Here is a 19,597-nt window from a genome sequence, read left to right on the forward strand (position 1 = left end):
GAAATCGTAGCGTCCATGGGGATAGCCGCTACGAGGAGAGAGATGCGAAGTGAAGCACATCAAGATCGCGGTAGTGGCCACAGTCGTCTTGGCATTGGCCGGTTGTAGTGACCAAGTCGACCCTGAAATAGCTGCTAGTAGCGCGTCTCAAGCAGCCGTAGAGGCTCAAAAGGCTGCAGATGAAGCTGCACGCGAAGAAGGCGTCCTTGCCCAGATCAATCGACTTGCCGACGGGTACGACTACAACGCCGCCATCAAACTGGCGGAGGAAGACCCTAGCGCCAAACTCAACGACTTGGTTCCGGGTCTCGAATCTGAAAAGAAGGGCACCTCTGCGTGGGAACACCCCGACCAGATTCCGCACTTATTCTTCCACTCGCTCGTTGTTGATCCGAAGCGCGCCTTCGATAAAGACAATAGGGCACAGGGCTACCGGGACTATATGGTGACGCAAAAGGAATTTGAAGCGATCCTCCAAGAGCTGCACAGCCGTGATTTCGTGCTGGTCAACCCTGCTGACTTCGCCGGTCTCGATAAGAAGAAAAATATGAGCTACCGGGAAATTATGCTTCCGGCCGGGAAAAAACCCATCGTCTTATCCCTTGATGACCTGAGCTACTACGAATATATGGAAGGCGATGGTTTCGCCGACCGGCTGGTGCTCGATAAGAAGGGCAACGTCCGAAACGAATATGTAGACGGTGACGGTAAGAAGCATGTGGGCGCGTACGACGTGACCACAGTGCTCGATGACTTTGTAGCCGAGCATCCGGATTTTTCCTACCGGGATGCTCGCGGGATCATCGCCATGACCGGCTATAACGGTGTATTCGGCTACCGGACTTCGCAAAGCCAATATCCGGATAGTAAGAATCTTAAAAAGGACCGGGAAGAAGCAACCAAAATCGCCGAGGCGATGAAAAAGGAAGGGTGGGTCTTCGCCTCTCATTCATGGGGTCATATCGCAACCGGAACCGTGAGCCTGGGCCGTTTCAAACGTGACATGAAGCTGTGGAAGGACGAAGTCGAACCAATCCTGGGCGAAACCGATCAGTTCATTTACCCTTTTGGCTCAGATATCGCTCGCACCGGGTCATACTCGGGTGCACGATTTGAGCTGTTGAAGAAGGAAGGGTTTATGTACTTCTACGGTGTAGACGGCACCATCACCGCATGGATGCAGCAACGCGATGATTACCAGCGGCAGATGCGAATAAACGTCGATGGCCTGCAATTCGACAAAGAGCAACGCGGGGATCGGCCCGTGCTGAAGTCCTTCTTTGACGTAGCAGAAGTTATCGATTCGGCGCGGTGAAAGACGCGCCGAATCGATGGACGGCCAATGGTTAAAGCGCCATGAAAGCACCGAGTTGCGACAATGCGGCGGGATTCGATGGCAGGAAGTCGGTGAGTCGCTCGCTACGCACGATCACCGCTTTCCACTGGCCTCGGGAGATGGCCACGTTGATGCGATTTCGGTTCAACAGGAAATCGATACCTCGTGAAGCATCGTCGGCACTTGAACAGGCCATTGTCACCAGTACCACTGGTGCTTCTTGACCCTGGAATTTGTCCACCGTGCCGACCTTCACCCCGGAAAGCTGTTCCCCGTCAAGGATCTCGCGCACCAGATTCACCTGGGCGTTGTAGGCGGCCACGACAAGAATGTCTGCTTCGGCCAGTACCCGCGGTTCCTTCCCGCCACCCGGATTCCACAGCATTCCCAGATGCTCGCGGACTAGCCCCGCAATGGTTGAGGCTTCTTCGGCACTGCTGGTCGTGTTCCCACGGTGCTGCACGATGCGGGTCTCAACGCCAGGGGCTGTTCCTCTCAGTTCGCGGAGCCCCGCGGCCTTCGCGGAGAACAACTTGTGGTCGTAGCTCAACGCCGAGACTTTTTCGCAAAGCTGCGGGTGCATGCGCCATGATGTTGCAAGGAAGTAGCCCAATTCCTCCGGTAGTACCGGGCGACCTTCGGATAGCCAGCCCAATGCTGATTCATCCACAGGCTGGGGATGAGAACCCTGGGTTACCTGCGGTAACTGTTGCGGATCTCCGAGCAGCAGAAGGTTACGTGCTGCCCGTGAAACGGCCAAGGTGTTAGCCAGCGAAAACTGTCCGGCTTCGTCGATGACCAATAAATCCAAACTCGCGGCCGGGATCCGTTTGCCGGTCATCGTCCACGCGGTGCCGCCAACTAGCGCACCGTCTGCAGAGCGGATCGCATCGTCAATCGCCGCGGCGCTGATACCAGTCCACGGCACCGGGTCCTTGTGCTTGACTTCCTTCGCAACCTGATCGGGGTGCACGCCTGCTTCGATGGCCTTGCGCAAAACGTTTTCAACTACCGCGTGAGATTGGGCGACGACTCCAATCTTCCAGCCGTCCTTAACCAATTCGTGAATCACATGCGAAGCGACAAAGGTCTTGCCGGTGCCCGGAGGGCCCTGAACAGCAAGATAAGAATGATCCAGGTCCTTCAGGGCTTCCACCAAGGCAGGATAAACTTGGGCGTTACCGTCCACTATTGCTGGGGCGGTCGGGGTAGCTAGAGTTTTCAACCGCGGTGGAATTCGACGCAGAATATCTATGCCAGGCTGTTGCGGTAGCTCCGGGACAATGGCACCGACCTCTTGGGCGATCTGTGCCAATGCTTCGTCAATGCTTTTGGTGGCTATTGGCTGGCCTGGGGTGAGCGCGACGGGGAAAGACCCGTATTCGGAGACTTTCCCACTGGTCTTTTCTGCGATGGCAATCCATCCTTCGCCAACCTCGACCACCGTGGCGTTGAAAGCTCCGCCGCGAAGCGCGTCGTCGCCTGCTTCCATGCCTTCGGGCAGGGGTGCGGCAAACATGGCAAAGACCCCGGTGCCCGGGCTGAGCAGTGATCCTTCGGCCAGAGTTCCGTAAAGCTTGGTGACTCTGGTCAACGTCCGGGCGCGTTCGGTTGCTTTATGCCAATCTTCAAGTAGCTCTGCGGAGTCCACCGTGAAGATGCCGCGTACCTCGGACCAATCGTCCATAGGTGCGGAGAGCCGGTCGAAATGCTCCCACCAGAACTGCTTTCTCTCGCGGCGATTGTAGCCAGTGGCCGCCGCGACCATGGCGATTGCCCGGTCATCGTCACTCAGTGCTTGGTTGTGCGGGAGCCCGGCCAAATATTCTTGGAGCCGTAGCTCTTCTTCGGTGGGCTCATATTCGTCGGGGACTTCGTCCAAAAGCTCTACATCAGGATGCCTTTGTGGCTGGAAGTCTACGAGCGACAAGAGCCAATCGCGCAAGCGAAGCGTCGACAGGCAATCGTATTCATTGTAGTCAGCGATTGATTCGAGAATCTGCGCTGCCTGCGCATCAGCACCGGAGGCCAGCGCAGATACATAGTGGGCATAGGCGACCACGGAAGCACCCGCATCGGTGACATCACCGGAGCGCAGATGCTCTTTCATATATAGCGGTTCAAGCTTCTTGATTGAATACGAACGGGTGGACACCACCAACGAGTTTCGTACCGTTTCATAGAGATCAATGAGTAGATTGTCGCGGAGCCACTGGTCGACTTCGTCTTCTCCTGCAATATGAACCTGTGAGAGTTTACGTAGTGCACTTTTTTCATAGGCCGCGTAGTGGTAGATATTCATGTTCGGGAAGCGCTGACGGCGCGCTTGCACGTACTCAATAAAGTCCAAGAAGGCTTGTCGTTCTTCGGCGCGGCTGTGTGCCCAAAAGGGGCGGAATACCGGTGCTCCAGTATCATTTTCAATGACCCCGAATAGATATTCCAATCCCCACGAGTTATCGACGGGTTCCTGATATAGCGGGTCGCCTTCGAAGTCGAAGAATATGTCACCTTGGTCGGGGTTGGGCAGCGTCGATATCGTTTGCGACGACTTCACCCGGTAGGACACCCCCTGCTCGGTACCGTCCACCTGTCCCAAACCCAATTGCATTCTTGCTTGATCGACCGTGCGGGCCAGCGAGGTGCCTTCCTTGGCGTTCGTTGCGGCAAGCTGGTCGATAGTGAAGATTCCTTGTCGACGAAGCTTCTCACGTTGCACCATGGACATATTGGCTACCAGCAGCACATCGCGTGTGATGCTCACCTGCTCCGCGCAGAAATCACAACGGCCACAAATGCGTATAGTGTCCGAATCCCAGAGCACCGGGCCATTGGCTGCGGAGTGCTCACCGACCATCTTGATAAATCGTTCGCGCTGAGCGCGGAACACCGGGAGGATCTCGTCGATTCGGTGCACCGAGTGAGTACCGTCGCCAAGAACCAATGTTGTTTGTGGGTGTACGGCTATGTTTTCGGCTTGCAGTTGGTCTGCGTAGGCGGCAACTTGAAGCAATGCGGAAACCCTGGCATGCCTTGCGAGTTTGGTGTCCCAAACAGCCCAGCTGCCGTCGGGCTGGCGAACCAAGAAATCGGCGAATCCGATAAAAGAGCCGTCAAAGAACGTAGCTTGGAAGATGACGTCCGCACCGCTGCGAAGCGTTTGGATGGTTTCGCGGTGCGCTGCGTGCAAGGACGCAGCATTGTGTTCGGGTCTTGTGAGGAGCTGTTTGACGCCGGTGCCGGACTGCGGGTCGTAGTCACCGTATTGCTCAATTAGTTCCGCAAGCACGTTTCGTTCGTGGACGTCTCCGAGCTCCGCGGTTCTTACAAGCATTTCGTCGGTAGCCGACTCGGTCTTTCCCCGGCGCCCGAGTTTTACATCCAGCAGGCACAACGATTGAAAATGACAGTCGACTGCGACCGCAAGGTCACTAGCCGAAAAGACGAACTGATCACCAAAGAAGAACACGGGGGCGGTGCCTTTCGCAGACTGGGTGGTTACCTAGTCAACGTAGCACTCTGCCCCGACCAATTGATGTCCGTTGCCTAGTCTTGCGAAGGCTTCGTCGCGCCGCCGACAACTAGCGAAAGAACACCCACCGCGGCGGTGACCGTGTTGACCGCTGGCCAAGCTCCGATTTTCTTTGACAATGGGTGCGATGCACCGAAAGCAGTGAGGTATGCGCCGACCAAGGCAATTGCCTTGGCTGTTCCGGCATCCTTTTTCCAGATGAAGAATGCCCCGGTACCGGCTGCTGCCAACACCACCGCGGCAAGTGGGCGCTTCTTGGTGATGCGACCCGTGGCGTATCCGCCAGTCAATCCGGTGACGGCAATGGCGGTAGAAGCTAAGCGAGACAAGGAAACCTCCAGAAAACGACAACAGTATGCTGCCGTTAATCGTATTGCTCTCACCTGTGACCATCCCCAGAAGTTGGTGCATGGTCGAAGTGGCAATTCGGGGAATGCGCTAGGGATTGAAAGAATGAGAGAAATCGACGATCGAAATGCATCTGGAGCGAACATGATTGTAGATCTCAATGGAGCTTGGGCTCGGCTATGGGAATCGCAACCTGTTGATCTCGTCTCCGGGCAATGGACAATCCTATTAGTCCTTGTCCTTGGGCTGGTACTTCCACGCCCGGTATGGCGAATTACCGGAATGTACTCCACTCTGGTCCATGAGCTAGGACATTTAATCAGTGCGCTGTTCACCGGGCGCTTCGTCACTGGGCTCCGCCTCGGCTGGGACCACTCCGGCGAAGTTGTCAGCCGTGGTCGGGGAAAGGTCTCGATCATTATTTCTGGGATCTTTGGCTATCCCGCGCCACTTCTAGTCTCGGCTGCATTATTGTGGGCCACTGCCGCCGGCTATGCCGGCAGAGCCTTGGGCATATACGCGTTGTTCTTTGTGCTTGCCTTAGTTTTCGTGCGTAACTGGCCAGCATTTGTCGTGTGCAGCGCGAGCGCTTTGGTTGCTCTCGGAGTCGTTTTCTTTGCACCGTCCAGTGCTTACATATATTTGGCCTTGCTCCTTGGCGGATTCCTGCTTTGCTCGGGAATCCGTGATTACCTCAAGGTCTTGGCAGTTCATACTTGGCGGCGCCGTGACATTGAGCAATCCGATGCTTACCTGATTGCCCGCGCCACCGGGACCTTTGCCACGCTTTGGCTGTTGGTCATCATGGCGTTGGGCGGAGCCGGCATATTCTTAGGAGTTCAGAGTCTTCTTCGGCTGTTTTAGCTTTTTAGTCGCACGGCTACGCGACACCAGCCAAGCCGTGGCAGCCGCAATGCCAACCGGCAGCCACTTTGTTTTGCGCTTGGTCCGTCCGGCCGGGTCAATTTCCATATCTTGTAATGGATCTCCGCCATGATTGATGCGAATCTCCTGGGCTCGGACTAAGTCCTTGTAAACCGCAAGTTGTTCGCGAGCCACCATGGTGTTGTCGCGCAAGGGAAGATGCACCTCAGCTGCTGAGGCAAGGCCGGTTCGTAGTTGGCGCAGACGGGTAAATTCAATGTCTACCAATGCCCCAATAATGAGTGCGATATTGCTGATCCAGCAGGCCAGAACGAGAACAATGACGCCGCCAATCGCTCCGTATGTGGCCGAGTAGCTTGCAAATTTTGCGAGGTAGACGGTGAATCCCACTGCGGAAAGGCCAAGAACTATCAGAGCCGTAAATGTTCCTGGGGAAAACCAATGGAACTTTACGCGTCTAACGTTCGGGGTGAAGTGGTACAACAAGGCAAGAACCAGCAGGATCATCACAAATAGGGCTGGCGGTTTGGCGATGTTCAGTAGCAGCACGAAGCTGTCGCCGAGTCCGAAAAGATTTCCCATGGCCCGTGCGATCGAACCGGACGTTACCAGCAGTGCCAAAGAAATCACGGCCACGACCATGATCAGCACGGTGATGGCAAACATTTGCGGGCGTCTCTTCCATTGTGGACGACCTTCGCGTACACCGAAAAGCCGGTTCATTTGCCGGCTGAATGCGGTCACGTATCCGGAGGTGCTCCACAGGGCACCGAGGGAACCGATCAAAATGGCCCAAAATGTGCCCTTGGCTGAGCTCGCGAGGCCGGTGAGTAGCTGCTCAGCGGTTTCGACTAGTTGCTGGGCGTCGCCGGTTTGCTGTCCGCTAGCAGCGAGGCTTTGGCGAATCAGATCCATAATCCATTGAGTGCTACTTTCGCTTGCTCCAACCAGCGAAAGCAAAGAGATCAGTGCCAGCAGTCCGGGGAACATCGCTAGAACCATATAGTAGGAAAGGGAAGCGGCTCCGTCTAGCCCGTCGATTCGGAAGAATTCTCGCATCGCCCGGGGATAGCAGCTCAAGGCCTCCCTGACTCGTTCCTTGGTCAGTCGGTCGCTAAATGCCATCGGGTTCCCTTATCTGCCGTTTTGCAGAAACACTACTTGTTATTCCGAGTCCCACACTACCTAGATACCGTGCGGTGAGGCGGCAGTTAGAAGTGGATCGAAGTTTCCCAATCAGCGGCTCGGCAGGCAAGGAGGTGGCGAACGGTGAGGAAACAAACTTTCTCGTTAGTGCACCATCGGGCAGTGAACCTAGGTGGAGGACACAGCGAGAAAACGGTGAAAGCTGTATCACAAAAGCACAAGCAAGATCCACTTAGAAAAGATAACAACTTCGGCGGTGGTTTCGAAGAAATCGCCCAAAAAAGGGATCGTCCAAAAAATTTCTTTGGCCGTTTTGACCTGTATTTACGGGGTTTCTGAAAGAATCCTGAGTTGCGTAGGGTGCGGGGTCGTGCGCTATGGTCATTTATAACGTTTCGATAACACTCGCAGTGTTATGGGGAAACACCTACTGCCGGGACTTCCAAACCGCTCACCAGGGCAGTACTTCAAAAAAAGTCGAAATGCGACGCAGAGCGGTGCACAGGGATGGCCTAGGAAGGCCTGAGCGTGGAAGGGCACTGGAGAGTCATGATCCAGCAGAAGACCAAAAACATCATTCGTCGCGGTGGAGCCACCTTGGCCGCCGTAGCAGTAGCAAGCACCGCAGTCGTCGCCTCGACCGTGCCGGCTTCCGCGGCTAGCAGCTGGGACAAGCTTGCACAGTGTGAATCCGGTGGCAACTGGTCCATCAACACCGGCAACGGTTACTACGGTGGCTTGCAGTTCTCGCTTCAGACTTGGAAGGCATTCGGCGGCAGTGGCATGCCTAACCAGGCTTCGAAGGCCGAGCAGATTCGTATCGCCACCAAGGTCCAAGCCGGACAGGGTTGGGGTGCGTGGCCAGCTTGCTCGGCGAAGCTTGGGCTGAGCGGCACGCCATCGGGCAACTCGGCTCCGGAAGCTCCAAAGAAGCAGGCTCCAAAGCAGCAGGCAGCGCCAAAGCAGCAGGCAGCGCCTAAGCAGCAGACCACCAAGAAGGCTGCGCCTTCGCAGTCGTTGGAGCGCACCGGTAGCTCCAAGAAGGTCACGCAGCCAAGCGCTGGCAAACACGTTGAAGCGGCACCTCAGGCACCAGTTTTCAACATCAAGGTTACCGACTCGGGCAAGGACTACACCGTAAAGTCCGGCGATACTCTTGCGAAGATTGCTGACAGCTTGGGCGTCAAGGACTGGCGTGGATTGTTCGTGCTGAACGACGATCAGTTGAATGACCCAGATCTGATCATGGTTGGTCAGACCCTGAACGTACCAGCGAACTAATTTCGCTTTTGGTCTTGAGCTCGTGCCATTACCCAGCTGGGTAATGGCACGAGCTCAAGGTGTTTAACCCTGCGTCTGCAGGGCAGGCACCGCGGTATCCGCAGCATTTGCCTGTGATTGAGCGCAATGGCACGCTAGCCACATGCCTAAAAGTCAGTTCACGCGGGGATGAGTACCTCCCAGCTCCGAGATGTGCCTTCACTCGATGCCGAATTTGCCCAGTGTGGGCTGCTTCCAGCTCTGCGTGCAAAGAACTGGAGTGGGCCCCGGCGGTGGTGGGGTGGGCCTTTGGACGTTGAGGGGCTAACGATTGCCTCCACCGAATTATGTGCCGCGGCGGTTAATCAGCTGACCGGCAGCCAAGATTTGTTCACCATCGATGCTCGCAGGGCTGCCGCCGCCTTTGCTTCCACGAAACACTTGCGCATCGCTGGGCAACGAAGAGATGCGTTCGATGCCTGTTCTGGGTTCTATCAAACGAGCGACGGCTGGATACGCACGCACGCGAATTATCCGCATCACCGTCGCGCCCTGCTCCAAGCCTTGAGGATTGACCGCCCCGAACGGCTCGCTGAGTCTCTTCTGATGGTTGAAGCCGGCGACGTCGTCGAACTGATCACCGCCTGCGGAGGGATCGCGGCAGAGGTTCGAACGCGCGCGCAATGGCAAGCTACGGCAATGGGGCAAGCGGCTGCCGCCGGACCTTGGGTCGAGTTCGCGATGAGCGAGGTGTCGCAGGGCCGATTGTGGAAATATTCTCAAGACTTAGTCAAGCCGCTTCGAGGGCTACGCGTCCTGGACTTCACCCGGGTCATAGCGGGACCCACTTCCTCGCGTACCCTAGCGATGTTGGGTGCCGACGTCCTACGTGTCGATCCTCCGCAAATGCCCGAACTGCAGGGCCAGTACATAGAAACCGGATTCGGAAAGCGAAGCACGGAAATTGACCTGCGCGATCTGCGGCAGGCAAACACCGTGCATGAGCTGTTGAGCGAAGCAGACGTGGTTTTACTCGGGTACCGTCCCGGTGCTTTAGCGGCGCACGAATTGCGGACTCAGCAGCTACGCGAACGCTATCCGAATCTAATCATCGTCGAGTTGTGCGCATGGGGTGACACCGGCCCCTACGCAAAGCGTCGTGGCTTCGACAGCATCGTACAAGCCGCATGCGGTATCGCGGATATCTACCGGGACGCCGAGGGCAGACCGGGCGCATTGCCGGTGCAGGCGCTGGATCATGCAACCGGATACGGGATGGCTGCGGCCGTGGTGTCCTTGGCGGCTGCGCGAAGAACCCAGGGAATGACCGGCCACGCGAGATTCTCGCTGGTTCGCACGGCTACGGCACTGCTGGAGCAGCCCTTGCCAACTGCGGACATTGAACCGCTGGGTCAACCCGCAGTGCGCAAGATCAACAGTACGTTCGGAGAACTGACCTATGCTCCGCCAGCTCTATCGTGTGGAGGCCTGGCACTTGATTATGCAGGGCCGCCGGCTCCCTACGGCACAGATGAGCCCGTCTGGCGCTAATCGAAGGATTTCAGCCCGCCAAGCGCAGCAGGTGCTCGGCATGTGCCGCAGCCCGGTCTTTGAAGGCGGCCGAAATTTCCACGAACCGCTCCCGGCTTGCTTGGCCAGGCCAGTTATCGGGGAGCATCTGTTCGGGGAGACCCGGATCAAGGTACGGGATGGCTCGCCACGCATCAATGAGCACGACATAGCCGAGATAGGCATCTTCAGCGTCTATCGACGTCGCGTCGAGTCCCGCCGTGGCAGCAAGAAAAGAGCGGTGGAGTTTGGCCAATTTGTCCAAGTCCCACCACTGTGCGGAGGCTTCACGGGCCGATCCCGGGTGGTCGAATGTCTCCGAAATGAAAAGCGTGGCGTAGTTCCTCGCGTCCAAGGCTCCCAGGACTTCCAAGACCTCGGATTGCAAATATTCGGGGAAGATCCACAGGCCAGCCGAGACGAGGCCTCCACCTAACTGGACGAAATGTTTGCGCAGCTGATGCCGGGTGGCGCGCAGGGCTTCCGGCAAGGAAAAAGCGACAAGGACCCAACGATCGGAATGTTCCATGCAACGCGGAGTGAAAATACGCCTATTGCCGCGGGCAAACATCGCCATAGCGGGCGTGGTCACCGAAAGTGCCGCAGGCCCCGCGGTTTCCAGTACACCGCGGTCGATGAGCCGCGAAACAGCGGTCTGTGCTGCGGGAGTCGACACCCCTGCCGCTCGAGCCATCTCAATGATTCGGGGACGTGGAACCGGCGTTGTCTCATGGCGCAGGTAGAGGCCGGCAATGGTGCGTACCACCGACGCCGCGCTACCGGTCCTAGACTCGAAATCATCAAGGGCGAATGCGGCAAGGGGGCTAGTCGGAGCCAATTTCTGTACGCACCGCAAAGAGCTCGGGGAAGAAGGTCAGGTCCAGTGCGCGTTTCAGGAAGCTGACGCCTGATGAGCCGCCGGTCCCGGATTTGAAGCCGATGGTTCGTTGCACCACGCGCAAGTGGCGGAAGCGCCAAGCTTGGAAGTTGTCTTCCAGATCCACTAGGTCTTCACAGGCCTGGTAGAGATTCCACACGGTATCTTCGGACTCGTAGATTTCCTTGAAGATTGGCACTAGCGACGCTTGGAATTCCCAGGGCTTGGTGACATCGCGTTCGAGGATTTCTGAGGAGATCTGGTAGCCCTTGCGCGAAAGCGCAGCGAGGAAGGCGTCGTAAAGTGTTGGTTCGTGCAGTAGCTCGGTGAGCGTTTCGTGTGCCTTCGGGTCTGATTCGTGCACCTTGAGCATGCCTTCGTGCTTGTTGCCGAGGATAAACTCCACCGCACGGTATTGGAATGACTGAAAACCCGAGGATGAGCCGAGGAAACCACGGAACTGCGCGTATTCGCGTGGTGTGAGCGTTGCGAGAACAGACCACTGCTCGGTGAGGGTTTTCTGGATATGTTTCACACGAGCGAGGCATTTCAGGGCCTTGCCGAGGTCGTCCGAGTCGATCAGCCGGCGAGCTTCGAGCAGTTCATGCAGCATCAGCTTCAGCCAGAGTTCGCTGGTCTGGTGCTGAATAATGAACAGCATTTCGTCGTGATGCTCTGGGACGCTGACCGGGTGCTGGGCCGAAAGGATGCGTTCCAAATCCAGGTAGCTTCCGTACGACATGGCATTTCGGAAATCGGTGCGAACGCCGGACTCGATGTCGCGCTGATTCTTGGACTCTGCATGGTCATTGCTCATAAAGATCATCGTATCAATATCTTTGCGACCGTCACAATAATGAAAACAAGTTCCCAAGATGAGCTGCAGGGGCATTCGCGCCGGGGCGGGAATAGGATCAACCGCCCGCCCGTTATTACATGCATACGCATATAAAATTTGGATTCAGGATGGGAATAATGAGCAAATCAATCGTGGTCATCTCCGGCGGACTGGGCAACCCTTCGAGCACCTCGCTGCTCGGGCGCCAGATCGGTGAAAGCGTCGCAGCGGAACTGGCCGGTGCAGGAGTCCAAGCCGACGTACTCAACGTAGAATTGCGTGAATTTGCGCAGGACATCGTGAATAACATGCTTACCGGGTTCGCTCCACCTGCGCTGCAGGAAGTCGTGGATGCGGTTGTGAATTCCGACGTACTGGTGGCTGTCACTCCGGTCTTTTCGGCCTCGATTTCGGGACTGTTCAAATCCTTTATCGACATCCTGGATCCGAGGTCGCTGGACGGAAAGCCGGTAGTTTTGGCTGCAACTGCCGGCTCGCAGCGCCATCAACTTGCCGTGGACTACGCCATGCGACCGATCTTCTCCTACCTGCGTACGCAGATCATGCCTACTACCGTTTTTGCCGCTTCGGAAGATTTTGGCGGCGAGGGCCTTGCCGGGACCCTGGCCGAACGCACCCGGCGGGTGGCTCGCGAGGTCATTGTGGCCCTTGCCGCGGATGGAGGAAACCTCCAAGCCGATACCGATCTGGCGGATACGCGCTCGATTGCTCCATCGGTCAGCGACACGGCAAACCCCAACGACCCGCTAACCACACTTCCGTTCGAAGCCCTACTGGCGAACATCCAGGGGAGCAAAAGCTGATCCACGATCTAGCCGTTGCCTCCGGACGTTGCGGGCGGCGGATGTTAGTACGATGTGCCAGAAGCCTTGAAGCTCGATAGCATATTTACTTGTGAGCTATGTCATCCACAAAGCCCATGTAGATTTAATTCGAATGCGAAAGGTGTAGCCGTCGATGCTATCCGAGGAAATTATCACGGCGATTGCCGATGAACTTGTCGAGGCAGGCGCTACCCGTACGCCCGTGCCGCTCCTGACCGCACGCTACCCGGAAATGACCGTCGAGGACTCCTACCGGGTGCAAAACCTGTGGCGCCAGCGCAGCGAAGCCAACGGCCGTGTCTTGGCAGGCAGGAAGATCGGCTTGACCTCGCGCGCCATGCAGATGGCGACCGGAATCACCGAACCTGACTACGGCATCATTTTCGAAGATATGGTGCTGGACACCGGGTGCACCTTCAACTGGGATCAATACACGTTCCCACGAGTGGAGATGGAACTCGCTTTTAAACTGAAGAAAGATATCGAAGGCCCAAACGCGAATATTTTTGACGTGCTGGAGGCCACCGAATATGTGATTCCGGCCCTGGAGATCCTAGACTCCCGCATTGAGATGAAGGGCCGCAGCATCGTCGACACCATTAGCGACAACGCCGCGATGGGTGCCATGGTCATCGGTGGCACACCGATGAAGCCGGATGCCATCGACCTGCGTTGGGTCTCGGGCATCCTGTTCAAGAACCAGACCATCGAAGAGACCGGGGTCGCAGCGGGCGTGCTAAACCACCCGGCCGCTGGAGTGTACTGGTTGGCGAATAAAATCGCTCCGCACGGGGACAAGCTCAACGCCGGGGAGATCATCCTGGCCGGCTCATTCACCCGTCCCATGCCGGTGGACAAGGGCGACACGGTCTTTGCGGACTACGGACCGATGGGAACCGTGACATGTCATTTCGAGTAGAACCCGACCCGTCGCTCAAGGACGCGCTGCGCGAGGCAGACCATGCGCTCACCGGCATCTGGGTCTGCTCCGCCTCGGCGCTCAACGCAGAGATCTGCGCGGGCGCAGGCTTTGACTGGCTATTCATCGATGCCGAGCATTCACCCAATGACCTGCAGAACATCTTGGCGCAGCTCCAAGCGGTGCGCGGCTATTCCACCATCCCGGTAGTGCGCCCGCCGGTCAACGACCCGGTCGTTATCAAGCAGTTCTTGGATCTGGGCGTGCAGTCGCTGATCATTCCGATGGTCAACGATGCCCAGCAAGCGGCTAGCGCGGTCGCCGCATGCAACTATCCGCCGCTTGGCGTGCGCGGTGTCGGCTCGGCGCTGGCGCGATCGGCGCGCTGGAACCGAATTCCCGACTACCTTAATCGTGCAGGCGATACGATCACCGTGATGGTGCAGATCGAGTCGGCTGAGGCGGTGTCAAACGTCGCCCAGATCGTTGGCACCGAAGGTGTCGATGGGATCTTTATCGGCCCCTCGGATCTGGCAGCATCAATGGGCGTGATCGGTCAGCAAGGCCACCCGGATGTGGTCTCCGGCGTGCTGCAGTCCATCGAGGCAGCAAAAGCCGCCGGCAAATATGCCGGAGTGAATGCCTTCGATCAGGCAACTGCGCGAAAGTACATCGAAGCCGGCGCCGATTATGTGGGTGTCGGTGCCGACGTTGCCTTGCTTGCCCGGGCCACGGAGGCATTGGCCGCGAGCTTTAAGGACGATGGACAGGCAGCTGCTCCGGCAAGTTACTAGCTTCCGGTCCGATGACCTGATGGGTTGCCGTTGCGCGTCGCTTCTCGGTGGGCGGCGGCAATGGTGGCACCATTGAAGATGATGAGCCGCGAAAAGAAACCCATGAAAGCCGTGATGCTGCGCTTGCGCAACGGATGGCCAATGCCCCTTGCCCTGCAGGGTGTGTTCGAGATTGTGCAATCTGTCGTGTTCTGCATGGCGCTGCTGATCGTGCCCCTGGTTGCGGTGTATTTCAGCGGTGGGTTCCTCGAAGAATCCTTTGAAACGATCCTGCAATTTGGCGGCCTGCTGTGGCTATTGATTCACGGGGTTCCGCTAGAAGTCATGAACCTCGGACCGGAGGCAGATCCCAGCTCGGCCTCCGGGTGGTTGACACTTTTGCCCTTGGGCTTGAGCTTGCTGCCATTCATTTTCTGCTGGCGCGCAGGGCGGCGAATCGCGAGGGCCTCATACACCGACCAGTTGTGGCAAGGCCTTGCAGGGGCATTCATTACCTATGGTGCCATCGGCACCGGCATGGCCTTCCTGGCGAGTAACGCATACGCGAGGGCAGACGTCGTGCCGGCGACCTTTATCCCGCTGATCATCGCCTTCATCGGACTGATCTTTGGCGCACGCCGGGAAGCCGGTACCTGGGGCAGGCTCATCGGCGTCGACGTTGCGGCACATATATCGCGTGTCTCGCCACATCGGCGTTGGGCCGGATCCTATGTATGGCACGTCATCGTGGCCGGTTTCATCGGATATATGGCCGCCGTAGCTATTTCCGGCATCTTGATGAGTGTGACCGTGGGATTGCACTGGGCCGATGTAGCAAATATTTACCAGGAGCTGCGTCCGGGCCCCATCGGTTCCTTTGCGCTGACCCTGCTGCAGCTGGGGCTGATCCCGAATGCGGTATTTTGGGTGCTGTCTTGGATTAGCGGTGGCGGTTTTAGCATCGGCGCCGGAAGCACGCTTTCAACGTTGGAAACCACCGTGGGTCCGCTGCCGTCCATGCCGCTCTTCGCGGCATTGCCCTCGGGCGAAGCGGGAAATCAATGGCTATTTCTCTTGCTCCCGGTAGTTGCCGGAATCGTTGCTGGCTGGTACTTCCTTCGTGTGGGAGAAAACCATCTGGAAGATTGGTTTGCCCGCCGCATCCCTTTTACAATTCTCTCCCTTGGCCTGTCCACCATGTGCCTTTCAATCTTCACCGGAATAGTCGCCGGTCTCGTGAGCTTGAGCGGTTCATGGTTATCTTCGGGTTCCTTGGCCGTTGGCCGGCTGACCGAGTTGGGCCCGCATATGTGGATCACCGCCGGCGCGTTGGCGCTGCAAATTGGTTTGGGTACCGCGATCGGCTATCTGGTTGCCCCCTTGTTCGAAACTGATCCCGTACTAGAAGGATAGAAAACCCCAGCAACCTCAGGTTCGCATTCAATTCAGCGAAGGGCAACCGGCCTCCGAGTTGGTTGGGCCTTGTAGCCAGCGGGGCGAGAGGCGCAGAAAAGCATGCGATCTTTTTGCACAGCGCTGCGGTGGTGGCGCACCCGCGTATGGACCGAATCAACTGTCGAGCACTTTGGCGTTTCAGCGTAGATCATTGCATCTGAGATTCCAAGGTGTTCGTTTTTGCTTTAATCCAATGGCCGTATCGTCAGCGAATCACCATTCGGGCGGGGAAGCTGGAAATCGCCCAGTTCCTGAGAAGTCTCTGAAGTCATGACAAGCAAGACGGCCGAATCATTGCTGAGGATTTCCACCGCAGGACGAAGGTCGGTGTGATTATTCGGTACTAGCTTGTTGATCGTCTCGGTGGCGGTTTGCTCTGAAATATCCGGTGGCAACAGGAATGTCACCACGTCGAAACTCGACTCGCCGCCGGTTACCGCTAGCAGGATACCGTTCTCGGCCACATGCTCGACCGGTGGACAGGTTGAGGCGGCGACTTCGGGTTCCATGCCTTGCTCTTTTGGTGCGGCCACGGTGATCAAGCAGAGCTCGCCGTTGACGCCTTCGGCCACAAAATGGTCGCCATAACTCGACTGCGCCAACATCCTCAGCGCTTCGGCGGTGTAGGCCTCGGAAGTCTCGAAACCCTCCGGTAGCCGGTCTGCGTCTCCAGCTTCTTCGCTCAACACCGGCATTAGTTCGGTTGCGTCCGGAACCGGGGCGGTAGTTTCTTCGGACGCGGTATCGGCACTGCAGGCCGAAAGCATGAACAGCCCGAGGAGAGCCAAGACCAATACCTTGCCGGCGTGATGATTCTTCATACTCTTGCGGTCCTTGAACTGTGAGGATTTGGCGTGCTTATCAAGCAGTCTAATCAAGGAGATCCGCGGGGCAAAAAAGCGGTTGAAATAAATATGCCTAGCAGGGTGCTAGGCCTTCAGATCCCAAATATGGTGCAGTACATCGTGCCAAGCGTACTGGTTCAAGGTAGCCACAGTGAAGGACGAACCGTTGGAGCGCAACCCCTTGCGGCCGTAGTCGGCGCCGTCGATGCGGCTCAGCTTGCTGCCATAAAGCGAGGCCGCGGCCCGCAATCGTGCTGCCGCCTCATCCACTTCGAACTGGTTGTAATTTCCTTTTTCGGCCGCCTGGTCCTGGTCCCAGTTGGGGAAGGTCGGATCATCCTGTGTGGTCATAAGCTCCAAGCGGCGGGTCATCGTCACCAGCATCTCGGCTACGTGAACCACATATTCTTGATCGCTCCAGCGCGCCGGGTTGGTGCGCTCCTGCGCCTGCGGGCGGTGCAGTACCAGCAGGTAGCGGTCGATGAGCTGGGGGAGCTGCTCGATGACATCTGCCGGAGACACGTTCCGCACGTCGTGATGGCATTCGGTGCAGACGGATTCCAGGACGAAGGTCCAGTTTTTGTCATCCGGAATGATCTCGGTCATGGCTTGCTCCCTTGCTGGTTGCGCTTCTGCCCAGTCTAGGCGCAGAGCGCCAGCAATTGTGAGCACAGTTACTTCACCTGCCGACGGCGACGAAAGCCGCACGCCGAAGGAACCGTAGAATAGCTTGTATGCGCATTGTTGTACTTGTTTCCGGAACCGGTTCGAACCTCCAGTCGGTCATCGACGCCGTGGCAACCGGCGAATTGCCTCATGTAGAGATTGCCGCAGTCGGTGCGGACAAACACGGAACCTACGGAGTCGAGCGTTCGGCGGCCGCCGGCATCGAAACCTTCGTGGTCAATTTCAAGGACTACGCCGACCGCGGGCAGTGGAATCATGCGCTCACCGAAAAGTGCCTGTCCTACCGGCCCGACTTTGTGGTTTCCTCCGGCTTCATGCGCATTGTCGGCGAGGAATTCATCAATGCTTTCGACGGCACGTACATCAACACGCACCCGGCCCTGCTTCCATCCTTCCCGGGAGCCCACGGCGTGCGGGACGCCTTGGCCTATGGAGTCAAGGTCACCGGCTGCACGGTGCACATCGCCGACGCCGGGGTGGACACCGGCCCGATCCTGCGTCAAGAAGCCGTGGCAGTCCTCGACGAGGATACCGAAGAAACCCTGCACGAACGCATCAAGCTGGTCGAACGCCGCCTGCTGATAAATACCTTGGCAGATCTGGCAACGGGCAAGTAGCCGGCAACGGCACAAAGTAGACTGGATGGCGACATGACTGAACATCCATACCCGGCAGAGCCCACCGGCGATGACGCCCGCTTTACCGAAGCCGAACTCGAAACCGCCCTGAAGGTTTTGGGCATGGTGCACCTGCTTCCCAGCGAGGATGAGCGGCATATCGCCGTCCGCCGTGCCACCAGCAACATGTTCAAGGCCGCCAAACGCCACCGCAAATCCCAGAAGCGCGCCGAAATCACCGCGGCAGACCGGGCGGTCATCGAACGCACCGCCACCGGCTCGCCACACCGCTTGGATGACGAAACCCTGGGTCTGGATCTGAGTTCCTCCGCCGAGGAGCAAAGCGCAGGTGAATACCTGCGCCCGCGCGGCTGCTACATCTGCAAGCAGCGCTACACCACGGTCGATGCCTTCCATCATTACCTCTGCCCTGCCTGTGCCGCGCAGGGCCGCGAACGCCGAGAGGCCCGCGCAGACCTCAGCGGAAGACGCGCGCTGCTCACCGGTGGCCGGGCAAAGATCGGGATGCATATCGCGCTGCGCCTGCTGCGCGACGGCGCCCACACCACCATCACCACGCGTTTCCCGCGCGACGCGGTCCGGCGCTTCGCCGCGATCGAAGACTCGGCGGACTGGATGCACCGGCTGCGCATCGTCGGAATCGACCTGCGCGACCCCGCTCAGGTGATCTCGCTGGCCGACCGCGTCGCCGCCGAAGGACCGCTTGACATCCTGATCAATAACGCCGCCCAGACGGTGCGGCGCACCACCAATTCCTACCAGCATCTGATCGAAGCCGAGCATCAGCAACTTCCAGCTGAGCTCGAATTCGTGCGCGGCGGACCGGAGCTGTGGGGCGAGGCCAATCCGCCGGCAGAACACCCTAAGGCGCTGGCCAGCGCGTTCCGGCTCGAAGATTCAGCCCTGCTGGCACCGGCAGCCCATGCGCAATACGATGCGCAGGCGCTCGCCGAACTAGCGATGACCGCGGGTTCGGCTACCCTGGAAAAAATTGCCACCGGCACCGCGATCGACGCCGGCGGGCTGGTGCCCGACGTGGTCACCGAAAACTCCTGGACGCAGATCCTGGGGGATGTCGATGCGCTGGAAATGCTCGAGGTGCAGCTGTGCAACGTCACCGCCCCGTTCCTGCTCGCCTCGCGGCTGCGCCCGGCGCTGGCGGCCTCGGACGCGCACCGGAAGTACATCGTGAACGTCTCGGCCATGGAGGGCCAGTTCTCCCGGCGCTACAAGGGCGCCGGGCACCCGCACACCAATATGGCCAAGGCCTCGCTGAATATGCTCACCCGCACCAGCGCCGAGGAAATGCTGGTCACCGACCGGATCCTGATGTCCGCGGTGGACACCGGATGGATCACCGACGAGCGCCCGCATGACTCCAAGGTCCGCATGGTCGCCGAGGGCTGGCACGCGCCGCTGGACCTGATCGACGGGGCGGCCCGGGTCTACCAGCCGATCGTCGACGGGGAACGCGGCATCGACCTCTACGGCTGCTTCCTCAAGGACTACGAGCCATCTCCTTGGTAGGAAGTTCGCCGGCCACATCGCGGGCTGAGCGAGGGTCGTACCGGGAGCGGCTGAATTCTTTCCCGCCACGCTGGCCGGGGCCAACCGGATGGCAGGATCACGGGCTGCGGACCGCTA

Annotated in this window: 18 protein-coding genes; 11 read left to right on the top strand and 7 right to left on the bottom strand. The window is 58.1% G+C overall.

Annotated features, from left to right (window positions below; genetic code table 11):
• Positions 1-49 precede the first annotated feature (49 nt).
• A complete protein-coding gene (locus ACT3TP_RS04420; protein WP_444619515.1) occupies positions 50-1,315 on the top strand; it encodes a polysaccharide deacetylase in 1,266 nt (421 codons plus the stop codon).
• A 31-nt stretch (positions 1,316-1,346) separates the two neighbouring features.
• Here ACT3TP_RS04420 and ACT3TP_RS04425 read toward each other — a convergent pair whose 3' ends face one another.
• The gene (locus ACT3TP_RS04425) at positions 1,347-4,670 is read right to left on the bottom strand and encodes a TM0106 family RecB-like putative nuclease (protein ID WP_444619517.1); all 3,324 of its coding nucleotides are present in this window, start codon (positions 4,668-4,670) and stop codon (positions 1,347-1,349) included.
• A 212-nt stretch (positions 4,671-4,882) separates the two neighbouring features.
• A complete protein-coding gene (locus ACT3TP_RS04430; RefSeq protein WP_096289120.1) occupies positions 4,883-5,197 on the bottom strand; it encodes a hypothetical protein in 315 nt (104 codons plus the stop codon).
• Positions 5,198-5,321: 124 nt separating this feature from the next.
• On the opposite strand from ACT3TP_RS04430, the gene ACT3TP_RS04435 reads away from it, so the two are divergent.
• Positions 5,322-6,080, top strand: coding sequence for a M50 family metallopeptidase (locus ACT3TP_RS04435; RefSeq protein ID WP_444619519.1), 759 nt, complete (start codon positions 5,322-5,324; stop codon positions 6,078-6,080).
• Here the strand turns inward: ACT3TP_RS04435 and ACT3TP_RS04440 are convergent.
• Positions 6,048-7,226 carry a YihY/virulence factor BrkB family protein gene (locus ACT3TP_RS04440; RefSeq protein WP_105554182.1) on the bottom strand — a complete coding sequence of 393 codons (1,179 nt, stop codon included), beginning with the start codon at positions 7,224-7,226 and terminating at the stop codon, positions 6,048-6,050. The two genes, ACT3TP_RS04435 and ACT3TP_RS04440, sit on opposite strands and share 33 nt — an antisense overlap.
• A gap of 144 nt (positions 7,227-7,370) precedes the next feature.
• Here ACT3TP_RS04440 and ACT3TP_RS04445 point away from each other — a divergent pair, with 144 nt between their 5' ends.
• The 3 genes from ACT3TP_RS04445 to ACT3TP_RS04455 all read left to right on the top strand — a co-directional run bounded on the left by ACT3TP_RS04445 (position 7,371) and on the right by ACT3TP_RS04455 (position 10,058).
• Entirely contained in the window at positions 7,371-7,586 is a 216-nt protein-coding gene (locus tag ACT3TP_RS04445; RefSeq protein ID WP_444619522.1) for a hypothetical protein, read from the top strand.
• 210 nt (positions 7,587-7,796) lie between these two features.
• On the top strand, positions 7,797-8,528 hold the full coding sequence (locus ACT3TP_RS04450; RefSeq protein ID WP_096289114.1) for a LysM peptidoglycan-binding domain-containing protein: 732 nt from the start codon (positions 7,797-7,799) through the stop codon (positions 8,526-8,528).
• Between the two features lie 288 nt (positions 8,529-8,816).
• Complete coding sequence (locus ACT3TP_RS04455; protein ID WP_444619524.1) at positions 8,817-10,058, top strand: CoA transferase; 1,242 nt, start codon at positions 8,817-8,819, stop codon at positions 10,056-10,058.
• Positions 10,059-10,068: 10 nt separating this feature from the next.
• Here ACT3TP_RS04455 and ACT3TP_RS04460 read toward each other — a convergent pair whose 3' ends face one another.
• Both ACT3TP_RS04460 and kynA read right to left on the bottom strand, forming a co-directional pair.
• The gene (locus ACT3TP_RS04460) at positions 10,069-10,770 is read right to left on the bottom strand and encodes a PaaX family transcriptional regulator (protein WP_176484311.1); all 702 of its coding nucleotides are present in this window, start codon (positions 10,768-10,770) and stop codon (positions 10,069-10,071) included.
• 130 nt (positions 10,771-10,900) lie between these two features.
• On the bottom strand, positions 10,901-11,770 hold the full coding sequence (gene kynA, locus ACT3TP_RS04465) for a tryptophan 2,3-dioxygenase (RefSeq protein WP_096289271.1): 870 nt from the start codon (positions 11,768-11,770) through the stop codon (positions 10,901-10,903).
• Positions 11,771-11,928: 158 nt separating this feature from the next.
• Here kynA and ACT3TP_RS04470 point away from each other — a divergent pair, with 158 nt between their 5' ends.
• The 4 genes from ACT3TP_RS04470 to ACT3TP_RS04485 all read left to right on the top strand — a co-directional run bounded on the left by ACT3TP_RS04470 (position 11,929) and on the right by ACT3TP_RS04485 (position 15,741).
• Complete coding sequence (locus ACT3TP_RS04470) at positions 11,929-12,615, top strand: CE1759 family FMN reductase (RefSeq protein WP_096289108.1); 687 nt, start codon at positions 11,929-11,931, stop codon at positions 12,613-12,615.
• 154 nt (positions 12,616-12,769) lie between these two features.
• Positions 12,770-13,555 carry a 2-oxo-hept-4-ene-1,7-dioate hydratase gene (gene hpaH / locus ACT3TP_RS04475; protein ID WP_096289106.1) on the top strand — a complete coding sequence of 262 codons (786 nt, stop codon included), beginning with the start codon at positions 12,770-12,772 and terminating at the stop codon, positions 13,553-13,555.
• Entirely contained in the window at positions 13,540-14,349 is an 810-nt protein-coding gene (locus tag ACT3TP_RS04480) for an aldolase/citrate lyase family protein (RefSeq protein WP_105554180.1), read from the top strand. Before hpaH ends, ACT3TP_RS04480 begins: the two co-directional genes overlap by 16 nt.
• Positions 14,350-14,409: 60 nt before the next feature.
• Positions 14,410-15,741 carry a cell division protein PerM gene (locus ACT3TP_RS04485; RefSeq protein ID WP_258134021.1) on the top strand — a complete coding sequence of 444 codons (1,332 nt, stop codon included), beginning with the start codon at positions 14,410-14,412 and terminating at the stop codon, positions 15,739-15,741.
• A 227-nt stretch (positions 15,742-15,968) separates the two neighbouring features.
• On the opposite strand, the gene ACT3TP_RS04490 is transcribed toward ACT3TP_RS04485, so the two are convergent.
• Together ACT3TP_RS04490 and ACT3TP_RS04495 are read right to left on the bottom strand one after the other, a co-directional pair.
• Entirely contained in the window at positions 15,969-16,604 is a 636-nt protein-coding gene (locus ACT3TP_RS04490; protein WP_096289100.1) for a hypothetical protein, read from the bottom strand.
• 108 nt (positions 16,605-16,712) lie between these two features.
• Positions 16,713-17,234, bottom strand: coding sequence for a DinB family protein (locus tag ACT3TP_RS04495; protein ID WP_444619527.1), 522 nt, complete (start codon positions 17,232-17,234; stop codon positions 16,713-16,715).
• Between the two features lie 128 nt (positions 17,235-17,362).
• Between ACT3TP_RS04495 and purN the strand changes: the two genes are divergently transcribed.
• Together purN and ACT3TP_RS04505 are read left to right on the top strand one after the other, a co-directional pair.
• Positions 17,363-17,932 (top strand): phosphoribosylglycinamide formyltransferase, encoded by a 570-nt coding sequence (gene purN, locus ACT3TP_RS04500; protein ID WP_444619529.1) that lies wholly within the window; start codon positions 17,363-17,365, stop codon positions 17,930-17,932.
• A gap of 33 nt (positions 17,933-17,965) precedes the next feature.
• Positions 17,966-19,480 (top strand): SDR family NAD(P)-dependent oxidoreductase, encoded by a 1,515-nt coding sequence (locus ACT3TP_RS04505; protein ID WP_444619531.1) that lies wholly within the window; start codon positions 17,966-17,968, stop codon positions 19,478-19,480.
• Positions 19,481-19,597 lie beyond the last annotated feature (117 nt).

Source organism: Glutamicibacter sp. AOP38-B1-38 (assembly GCF_052377485.1).
Classification (GTDB): Bacteria; Actinomycetota; Actinomycetes; order Actinomycetales; family Micrococcaceae; genus Glutamicibacter.